Origin of the sequence: Okeania sp. SIO2B9, from assembly GCF_010672505.1 — a bacterium.
Classification (GTDB): domain Bacteria; phylum Cyanobacteriota; class Cyanobacteriia; order Cyanobacteriales; family Microcoleaceae; genus Okeania; species Okeania hirsuta.
Map to the genome: position 1 here is coordinate 1 of NZ_JAAHGK010000075.1, position 11,112 is coordinate 11,112.

General features: G+C 37.9%; 4 protein-coding genes. 2 read left to right on the top strand and 2 right to left on the bottom strand.

Annotated features, from left to right (window positions below):
* Positions 1 to 485: 485 nt before the first annotated feature.
* Positions 486 to 7,730 carry a translocation/assembly module TamB domain-containing protein gene (locus tag F6K13_RS04855; RefSeq protein WP_287286932.1) on the bottom strand — a complete coding sequence of 2,415 codons (7,245 nt, stop codon included), beginning with the start codon at positions 7,728 to 7,730 and terminating at the stop codon, positions 486 to 488.
* A 440-nt stretch (positions 7,731 to 8,170) separates the two neighbouring features.
* Between F6K13_RS04855 and F6K13_RS04860 the strand changes: the two genes are divergently transcribed.
* Both F6K13_RS04860 and murQ read left to right on the top strand, forming a co-directional pair.
* The gene (locus tag F6K13_RS04860; RefSeq protein ID WP_287286933.1) at positions 8,171 to 8,542 is read left to right on the top strand and encodes a DUF3110 domain-containing protein; all 372 of its coding nucleotides are present in this window, start codon (positions 8,171 to 8,173) and stop codon (positions 8,540 to 8,542) included.
* A gap of 287 nt (positions 8,543 to 8,829) precedes the next feature.
* The gene (murQ, locus tag F6K13_RS04865; protein WP_287286934.1) at positions 8,830 to 9,753 is read left to right on the top strand and encodes an N-acetylmuramic acid 6-phosphate etherase; all 924 of its coding nucleotides are present in this window, start codon (positions 8,830 to 8,832) and stop codon (positions 9,751 to 9,753) included.
* A gap of 146 nt (positions 9,754 to 9,899) precedes the next feature.
* Here murQ and F6K13_RS04870 read toward each other — a convergent pair.
* Positions 9,900 to 11,112: GTPase (locus tag F6K13_RS04870; protein WP_287286936.1), on the bottom strand; the 1,213-nt coding region annotated here is incomplete at its 5' end.

The window sequence follows — 11,112 nt, forward strand, 5'->3', positions numbered from 1 at the left end:
GTTAGAAGAAATTCTGTTTGAGCGTTGTCAAGTTCTTTTAACACAGCAATTTGCAATCAAGGCTATAACCCAGTACCATTGGTGGCCGAAAATTCAGGTTTAATTACTCCGATGCTACCGGATTTGAGATCAGTCCCCCTGCTGAGAAACAATAGCTCCTGTAGACTTCATATTATAGCGCTGTGCGCAGGGAACAGGGAACAGGGAACAGGGAACAGGGGGAATAAAAAACCGATAATATAAGACTTCTAGCTATTGGACATTTTCTGTAATTTGTAAATATGCCAGCGCACATTGCTATAGTCATAATAAATTAGTCATCTAAAGATGACTTCTGCTTTGATCCTAGAAATAAATTTCTTGGCGGATGACATGGCGAACCTGTTGCCTTGATATTACACTTAGCCAGAAGGGTTTCGCTCAGTTACGCTATCGCTAACACACCCTACCAATAACTGATAACTGATAACTGAAATGACTCCCTATTAAAACTGCACCTCATATTCGACTGATAATACTGCATTATCACTAAAGTTACTCCCTCCTCGAATGCGTACTTCATCATTAAGTTCATAAAGTAGAGAAAATTCCGTTGGTTCATTGGCACCAAAAAGTCTAGTCATGGATACTCCTAATTTATTCGTCACGTCAACACCTACCTCCAAACCCCAACCCAAAGAGGAAGCACGTCGCGCTCCACGTTTAGGAATACTTGCAGGAAATATCCGAAATTCACTTAACCCAGTTGCTGCAATAATATCTTGTTGTAAGTTAGCAAGTATGGTGGTACTTGCTACATTAGCTAATGCTAAATTCCTATCTTCACTAAGGGTATCAATGATATTACCACCCAACAAACTGACTATTTGTACTTCTGATCGCTTTGGAGAACTGGTCAACTCTAGGTTATTTTCTAATTCTGATAGAGGTCCTTTTGCTGTTGCCATAATTCTAACTCTCTGACTACTATTCAAGGTGCCTGGTGATGGAGCATCTATGGTCTCAGGTGATAATGGTGATGATGGGGATGATGAACGGTTGCTTTCAAAAGCTGATGCTAATAGCTGTACATCTACAATGGGGTCAAGTCCATTAATTGGGGTAAAGGTAGCTATGTTGTTATAGTTGGGGTCTAAACGCAATTCTGTAGTAAATAGATTAATCGACCCTGCTGCTAGGTCGATCGTGCCGCTTGGACGAATATCGCTGAGGGTTCCGTTAATCAGTAAACCACCTGCAACTTCAAAGTTAGCTAGTCCTGGACTAATCATCTGTAGGCGATCGCTTAGAGTCACTTGAAAATTATTTAGACCAATCTCAAATTCTCCCATGCCAAAACTAGGTGGATTTTCTTGACTACCTGCTGCTGCTGCTAAACCTGCTGCCTGATTTAAAAATATTTTACCTTGGGAGACTTCAACGTTACCGCCTACTTCTGGTTGCAAAGCTGTACCTGTAATCAGGACTTTTCCATCAATACCACCTTGAAAAACTCGTTGAAAGTCTATATTGAGTTGGTCTAATGTAATTGTCAGGGGGTTATTTATATCTGGTTCTTGACTGCCAAAGGGTTGAAAAATTGGTAAAACACCAATGACTTCAACTTTACCATCACTAATAATTCCTTGGAGTTCTTTTACCTCTATACGATCGCCCTGAAATAAAACTGTTCCTTCTAGGTCTGTTAGAGGTTGGGGAAATGCTGCTGCTGTGATACTTATATTTGCAAATTTAGCATATCCTTCTGGTTCTGGTTGTTGTAATGTTCCTTTGACCTGCAATAATATATCTCCTTGACCAGAGTTTAATGTCACCTGGTCGGTCAAGATGTTAACTATCTGTAACGCATCATTTTTAATATTGACGCTGACGTTAATTAGATCGCTACCTGCGGAAACTTGAGCAAAGGGTAGGTCAATGGGTACATCCCCTCTATACAAAATGGGGTCTCCAATTATAGAAATACCTCCACCAAAACGCAGACGCCCAGTGTTATAACTAAATTCTGTTTGTGCTTTTTCAATGGGTGTTTCGTTTAAGGTGCCGTCTACTATATTGATTTTGCCTATAGCTCTGGGGTCTTCAAAATTTCCTCCTATTTCTGTTTCGGCATTCAAAATTCCTGTAATATTAAAATTGATATTTGGTGGTATATAATTTTGGGCAAATTTCTGTATTTCTCCTAAATCTATATTTTCTAATCGTAATTTCCCAGTCTGATTTTCTGCACTCAAATCTCCATTAAATGCTAATAATGTTTCTCCTGCTTGCACTTCTAGTGGTTTGACTGTCAGCACTTCGTTTTCATACTGACCCTGTACGAGAAATTTATCGACTTTGTAAGGTCCCCAACTCCAGTCGCTACCATTGATGTCAAATTTGCCGTCAATACCAGACTGCCAAGTTCCTTCTGCTGTTACTTCTCCTGAAAAAGTTATATCTAGGTCTGCAAGGGGTGGTATTGGTATGGGAGTGTTTGGTTGTTGACTTTCTTGTTGTTGTTTTAGCAAAGCTTGAATTTCGGCAAACCGACGCAGTTGGGAAATGACTGGTGTATTTTCTGGAAAACCTACTGCAACTGGTTGCACATCTTCAGCGTTGGCATAATTTGGAGTCTTTATACCTCGCGCAATATCTTCTAAGTTAAACCATTGGAGGGCGGTCAAAATATCTTGAGCTTCACCTTTTTCAATTTTTAGGTTGCCAGCAAATTTGGGGTCGAAATTGGCGTCGGGAGAATTAATATCGACCATTGCTTGTAAGACATATCGACTGTCACCTAATAATAATGTACCGTCATTGAGAGTTCCTATACCTTCGGCAAAATTGATATCTGCGGTGAAACTTTCTGCATCTATATAACCAATGCTAGGTTTGGCAACTGCAAGATTTCCGTTTGCTGCGATGGAGTTCAAGTCGAATGTTCTCAGACCAGATATTGCTATTTTGGCGGATGCTTCCCCGGAAACTTGAGCGATATCAAATTGTGCTGCTGGCGCTATATCTAATAATTCAACAGGAAATTGCTCTAATGTTACTAGGAGGTTTTCTCCTTCTGTGACTCCTGCGAGTTTTGCTTCGTCGCGTTGAATTAAGAAAGCAGTGGGAAAATAGGTTTGATCAAATCGATCTAATACTAATTCTAGACGGTCTTGTTCCCCTGCAATTTTAAATGTTACTCCATCAGCTATTCCTGCATTTAATTTTCCAGATAAAACGGAATCAAAATCTACTGAATTTACGGCTAGGTTTCGCAATACAATATCACCAACCAAACTTAAATCTTCGATAGATTTACCGATGACTTTACCATCAAAGTTGACTCTACCTGTTAATAACTCTCCTTTTTTTTCTATGGGTAAATTTTGTGCTAATTTTTCTATGGGCAGAGATTCTAAGTCAAAATCTGACAAATTGACATTAATATTAATTCCAGAAATTGTCGGTGGTTTTTGTTGTGTAAAATCTACACCTACTACTCCATTAGCATTAACGTTTGGCGGGATAGAAACTTTTTCTATTTCTACTTGTTTACCTTTCCAGTCAAACAGAGAATTAAGAGGTTGTTGAATAACTGGTAATTCTGAAAGTGTTAATTTTGCTTGAGCGGCTATAGCTTCTGGAGAGAAATTTGCTAGGGTTCCAGACAGGTCGATATTTGTATTTAAAAAGCCACCAATTACTGGTAAATTTTCAGCTTGCCCTAATAATTTTTGTACCTGTCTAATAGCTGCAACGGCTGGTTTTGTCTGTTCTTGTTTTTCCAATGCTGCCGAAAATTGCTCTAAAGGAATTTGGTCTCCTACTATAGCAGTTTGCCATTTTTTACCTACTAATTCTCCAGTAATATTAACAGTTCCACCATTTGCCAAAAGTACTTTTCCTTCCGCTTCAGCAGCTATAGCTTCTGGGTTTAAATTCTCTAAATTTCCAGCGACTTTAGCATTGCCTAGAATATTGCCATTTATTGTGTCTAAATAAGGCAAAACTAATTCTATAATTTCCTTATTCGTGTTATCCGTGCCCAAATTCGTGTCTAGCTCTTTAGCTATTTTTTTTACAAAACTCAATGGAATAGGTTCAGTGATCGCTGAGGCTGTAAAATTACCATTATTTAATTTTCCTGTGGCATTAATTGTATTATTTCCAATGATTAATTTTCCGGTTCCATCAGCGGCTATTGCTTGAGGATTCAGATTATTTAAGTTGCCAAATACGCTCAGATTACCAAATAATTCTCCTTCAATTCCTGGAGGTAAAGTTGCGCTAGCTGGTATAGCAATTAAACCAGTTTTTCTGACTGTTTCTTCCAAAAGGCGTAAAGCAATATTTTCTGTTCCTACATTTGCAAAAAAGTTTCCTCGTTCGAGTTTACCATCAATATAAACAGCATTGCCATCAATAAATAATTTACTATTAGTATTAGCGGTAATTGCTTCTGGAGATAAATTATTTAAATTTCCAGATAAATTAGCATTAACATCAACTTGACTATTTAAAGTTTTAATAGCAGGAATTTGAGCTTGTAAAATTTGAATTTGATTAGGTTCTACTGGAATTAATCCTGATGTTAAAACCGCTTCTCCTAAATCCATAAGTGGATTTACTGCTAATTTACTACTATTAACTGAAGCTTGAAAATTACCATTATTTAATTTACCCGTAGCGTTAACAGTTCCTCCAGCAATAATTACTTTCCCATCCCCATCAATAGCAATTCCTGTAGGAGTTAAATTATTAATATTTCCAGATATAGTCGCTTCCCCTTGAACTTCTCCCTTAATATCTGTTGGTAAAACATTATTTTTCAGAGAAACAATTTGTGCTTCTGTTAATAACTTTTCGACGGCAGTAAGAGATATTTGATTAGTTTTAACTGTCGTTTGAAAATTACCCGAATTTAAACTACCTGTAGCATTAATTGTACCTTCCTCAATTTTGAGATTTCCCACTAAATCTCCTGCTATATTTTCCGGGGAAGGATTTGCCAGATTTCCTGATAAATTAACCTTGCCATTTAGTCTACCATTCAGAGTTTTTAACCTGGGAATATTAACCCTAATATTATTTAACTGTTCCTGGTCAGTAATAATTCCAGAATTTACTGCCGATAACCCCAAATCTAACAAAGGATTAAGTGGTAATTCTTCAGTATCAACCAATGCTTGAAAATTACCATTATTAACTTTCCCATTAGCATTAACCGTACCATTAGCAATATTAACATTCCCCTGAAAACCACTGGTTATGCCAGGCAAACTTAAATCATTTAGATTAGCTGAAAAAGTAGCTTCACCATTAACCTTCCCATCAGTTTGACTAGATAAAATAGGATTAGGAGTCGTCAGAAAATTTGCATTTCTCCCTATTCTTTCTAAAGCACTTAAACTCAATTGAACAGCATTTCCCTTACCCTGCAAACTACCATTATTTGCCCGAGCATTAAAATTAACCTGACCCCCAGCAATATTTATTACCCCACTCCCATTCCCATCAATACTATTAATTGAAAAATCCCTCGTGAGACCAGAAGAACTAGCTTGAGCATTAACAATACCTTCCAACCCAGATGGTAAACCCAATGGTTTTAAAGGTTCTAAATTATCTAAATTAATTTGATTGACAGTAACGTTGAGCTGCCAGTTATCCAGATTAGCAGTACCATCAATATTAACCTTTCCCCCACCAACTTCAACAACAGTATTTTTAATATTCGCCTGACTATCAACAATATCAACAGTACCACTCACCGGATAAACAGCTTTTGGTAACTGCCATTGAACTTGCCCTTTCAGACTTTCCAAAGCACCAGCGATCGCTACTTCAGAAGAAAAGTTACCGAGGGGAAGAGGTGGAGTAATACCATATTGTTGAGCGATCGGTTCTAGGGGTAAATTTTCCACCTTCAGGTTTAAGTCAACTACAGGATTAAAATTCGTTTCCTGCTCTTTACTGACTGACTTCCAACTCCCGACTTCTGAATTTTGACTTTGTAGAACTGACTGACTGCCAACTCCTAACTTTTGACTTTTGAAGTGAGGGCGAATGCCATTCGCCCCTACTGAATTTTGATTTTTGACTTTTGTTTGCGTTTGCGTAGCATCCCGCAGGGAAACATTCCGTAGGAAATTTTGACTTTGTGGAACTGACTCCCAACTCGCGACTTCTAACTTTTGACTTTGTGGAACTGACTGACTGCCAACTCCTAACTTTTGACTTTTGACTTCTAAATTCTTCCTTTTAACTTTTGACTTTTGAATTTTGACTTCTTCTTTACTTTTGACTTTTGACTTTTGACTTCTAACTTCACCCTTGCCTGTAATTTTCCCTCCCACTACTGGAGTAATTTGTAAGTCAGAAAAACCAGCAGTTAAATTGAGCGGTTGAAATTCTTGGTTTAACTGCGGACTAATAGTAAAATTTGTCGCAATATCCTTAAATCTTAATCTATCAACTCTAGTAACTCCAGTCGTTTGAACTTTTCCTGAAACCACTGGTTGCAGTAAACTACCAACAATATTGAAATTAGTTTTCACACCCCCATCTAACAAAGGTCTAATATCCTGAATTTGACCCCGAATTTGCTGAAGTTGCTCTTTAGTTTCTGCTGTTTCAATTTTGCCCGAAAGTAAATCAATTTCTGTAGTAACAGTATTAAACAAAGTGTCGAAACTAACAGGCAAAACCTCCCCATTCAAATTCAGATTAAGATTCTGAAAGTCTAAGTCCGCCGTTGTTTGTGCCGTACCCTGGAGTTTTAATCCAATATTCCCGTAGTTAGCGTTTAAATTTTCCACCCTAACTTTTGGCCAAGCAACATTAGCAACCGTATTCAAGTTAACAGTGTCGCTCAGGAAACTGCTGTTAGCTTTCAACTCCTGCAAACTAACCTTTCCCTGGATATTTTGTACAAGGTCAGCAATTTTATCTGTTATTTTAATCTGAGTCCGCAAGTCAACATTTAACTCCCCACTTTGCAGACTTACATCAGAAATATTTGCAAACCCTAATGCCAAAGGAGCAAATATTGGTAATTGCAATTTTTGCGCTACAACATCAGCTTTAATTTCCGAATTTTTGAGATTAGCATCAGCATCAAGCTGAAAATTACCACCATCAATAACTTTGCCATTGAGGTCTACCAACCAACGTTGCATTTTGTCCTTAGAAAAAACCTCAATATTACTTAAATCTAACAGTATAGGTTGAGAAGACTTTCCTGTTTCTGACGGCAGAATACTAACATCCACCTCTGGGAAACGTAGACCTGTTATTTCAATATCAATAGGTGGAGCTGGTAGATCGGCCAATTCTGGCATTTTAAACGAACCATCAGCTTCTTGTTGTAAATTAGCCTCAGATTTTCCAAATGTAATATCAAGTTTCAGGGTTTTGAACAACAAAGGTCCAAGAGCATACCTAACTTTAACTACCTCCGTAGAAGCAGCGATGGAGTCAGTTGAAGTTGCAGGTAAAGAGGAAGGACCAAATTCTAGATAACCAATTCTAAATTTTTGTAGTTTGCCCACTTTAACTGGCCTTTGGGTAAGTCTCGTTAGATCCTCACTCACCATTGGGGCTAATTTTTCTTGAAACCACCAAGTTCCTACTGCCCCCCCTGCTACAGAGACTGTCCCTAAACCCAGACCACTAATAATTACTATTCTGCGCCAGTTTCTAGAATTGGAGGTATCAGTTTGCTGATTAGAATTATCTGGAGTATTTGTCATAAGTAAGTCAAAAGTTAAATTTTAAAAGTTGATATTTGCTTAAAATATAGCTGGTATAGCAATTTTCATAAGGAGTAAGGTAAAAAATTCGTTTGTTGTGCAGGAGTAGGGAGTAGTACAGACGTTGCATACAACGTCCTTACATAGTAGTAATTCGAGAAACAGGGAATAGCAGTGAGACCCCGTGTCGGCGACAGATATACCTGGTAGCGCACTCGGTGTGAGAAAAGAAGAAAAACAACTGTACCTCAGTAACACTATAGATATTATATTTTTGTCTCTGTGTATCAAGATTGTAGGTAAATTTAACAGGACTTACACTAATTTGTTATCAAAACAAAAAATTAAATCTTTTTCCCTTGATTATAATTTAGACCACATTATTATCTTGTCTCTACTAACATAGACAAAACAATTGTCTATTCACATTAGGAAAAGTTATGCAAGTATTTGTTTTACTGTTTAATGCTAGAACTGAAAATGAAGGAATTCATACTATTCAGATTGGCGATCGTAATAAGGTATTGATGTTTGAGTCGGAGGATGATGCCACTCGGTTTGGTGTATTGCTAGAAGCTCAAGACTTTCCTTCTCCTACAGTGGAAGAACTTGACCAAGAAGAAATTATGGAATTCTGTAGGGGTGTAGATTATGAGTGGGAAGTTATACCAGCAGGTTCTTTGGAGATACCTCCAGACAATAATGTAGAAAATACTGATTGGCAACTAGATCCAGACGAAATTTCTGAAAAGACTGAAAACTCAGAGTCTGACTTAGATAGAATTAGGCGTCAACTAGAAGGTCTTTTATAGAACCCATTTGACAGCTATTTATTGAGATGGGGAGTAGGGGATATGGAAGCATTAAGGGTTCTATAGTTGTTTTGTACAAAACCAAGTTAAAATTTAAAAATCAAAAGTTTTTTTATCCTCCATGAGTAAAACCCTTAAATATAGCAGAGAACAGGCAACAGTGAGAAAAAAATCAGACTGTATTAGACTGATCGTCAGCAGATAGCGGTTTTCAATATAGATAGACTACAGTAGCAAAAGCATTTTTCTACTCCCTACTCCCTACTCCCTACTCCCTAAACAAAAAGATGGACAATTTACAGCCACGAGGTCATTTATTGACAGAACAGGTTAACCCCAATAGTCAGAACTTAGATAGGTTAAGCTCTTTAGAGTTGGTGGACTTATTTAATCAAGAGGACCAGCGAACTTTAGAGGCGATCGCTGCATCCCGTCTACAATTGGCTCAGGCAGTGGACATTACTACGGACGCTCTACGCCAAGGTGGCAGACTTTTTTATGTCGGTGCTGGTACAAGTGGTCGTTTGGGGGTATTAGATGCGGCTGAATGTCCTCCCACATTTTGTACGCCTCCGGATTTGGTACAAGGAATTATTGCTGGTGGTGCAGGTGCTTTAGTCCGTAGTTCCGAAGATTTGGAAGACCGCTTTGAAGATGGTAGTCAGGCGATCGCTTCACGCCATATTACAAATTTAGATGTGGTAGTCGGTATTACTGCTGGTGGTACAACTCCTTATGTTCATGGTGCTTTAGAAGCAGCAAAACAAAGGGGGGCAAAAACAATCTTTATTACTTGTATACCTGTAGAGCAATTTAGTGTTGAAGCAGATGTGGATATTCGATTGGTAGTTGGCCCAGAGTTATTGGCAGGTTCCACACGCTTAAAGGCAGGAACAGTGACAAAAATGGCTTTGAATATTTTATCAACGGGAGTAATGGTAGGACTGGGAAAGGTTTATGGTAATCGTATGGTTGACGTAGCAGTGAAAAATACTAAGTTACGCGATCGCGCTCTACGCATTATTGAGGATTTAACTGATTTAAGTAGGGATGAGGCCACAAAATTATTAAATAAAAGTAACGATTCAGTTAAATTGGCACTTTTTATGCATTGGAGTGGTTTAGAAAAAGAAGAAGGTGACAGGATTTTATCTGAATACCAAGGTAATCTCAGAGCGGCATTGCAAAAAGTAGGAAAAATAGAGAATTAGGATTGAAGGGGTGTGGGGAGTGTGGAGGGTATTGCATATTTAATCAGTTGTTTACCAGTTTTTAGCAGCTTTAACTTGTTCAGGAGTTAGATTTTTAGCTTCTGAACCACCTCTGTCAGATAAGCCAACTCAATTACCCTCCCAATTTAAGCTATTGCCTGACTCATAAGCAATCTTTTAACTATTTGTTGTATATAGTCATAATTTTTTAACATCTCAAACTCTACCCCGAAGAAAACTTCTTGAGTTGCTTGTGTTTTGTATTTACCAAACACCTCTTTAAGACGTTGCCTTTCTGTAATTTCAACCCCAGTTGCTAGAAGATAATTCACAGTAGCTAGTATTCCAAATGTAGTAATTACTGCAGTAACGGCAGCAGCAAGATCGATAACTCCTGTTGGAGGTATGAATGACTGTACAAACAAAAAAACATCAGGAACAATTGATTCAGATGCAAAATAAGGTAGTAAACTAATCGCAACTTTAGGATCGAGCAGTTTGCCATTGTAAAGGTAGTAAAGTGAAGCAATTGCAGAAGCCTGAGTTGCTACAATAAAAGCTGCACTTCCTGGGAGAAAAACTTGACCTGCAACAGCGACTAAAGCACTTACTATTATCTTAGTTGCATATAATTGTTTCTGATCCATCTGTCTGGCAAGTAAAAGGTCTTTTCCCTGTTCGTCCAAAAATATCTCTATGTCTCCTCTAAGCTGATCGACACCTCGTAAATCTAGGAGGACATCAGGTGCAGTTTCAGGATCATAACCAAATGCACAAACTGGATAGATTTTATCAATCTGAAGACCACTCTTCCATTGGTCTATAACACTTTCCAAAGCAGAGCGCCTAAGCTTATCCCACTCATCAATCTTGTTTAGAACTACAAATATAGAATTACACTTTCTTACACGAAGATCATCAAGGTGCTTTTTTTGGGCCTTATCTAAAGCACCAGTAACAACTAATACCCCCACATCAATGTTTTCTAGAAATTTTTTTGTAACTTTGCTATTTTTAACGTGGACATCATCAAGACCTGGTGAATCCATAAGTGTGACATGATCGTCTAGCTTCCAGGGTTCCCGCTTAGTCGTAACTCCTGCCTTAGCACCTACTTTGGCGATAGTATCTCCCCGCTCTTTCCTAAGCAAAGCATTAACTAATGAACTTTTACCGCAACTAACTTTTCCAATAAAAGCCATGTTTAATGTTTGAGAAAAATCTGGATATCCTTTTTCAGCCTGGATTTCTACCTCACTAAAAAAACTTTTTTCATTCCAAGCAGGATTATATGCAGTAGATATATTTTTTACCATGCCAACCTCGTTGAATTTGTATTGTTTAATACTATGTACAAAG

What these genes read in the sequence shown, in the direction of transcription:
- F6K13_RS04855 (WP_287286932.1), bottom strand. Translation starts at nt 7,730, where the DNA reads ATGACAAATACTCCAGATAATTCTAATCAGCAAACTGATACCTCCAAT.
- F6K13_RS04860 (WP_287286933.1), top strand. Translation starts at nt 8,171, where the DNA reads ATGCAAGTATTTGTTTTACTGTTTAATGCTAGAACTGAAAATGAAGGA.
- murQ (WP_287286934.1), top strand. Translation starts at nt 8,830, where the DNA reads ATGGACAATTTACAGCCACGAGGTCATTTATTGACAGAACAGGTTAAC.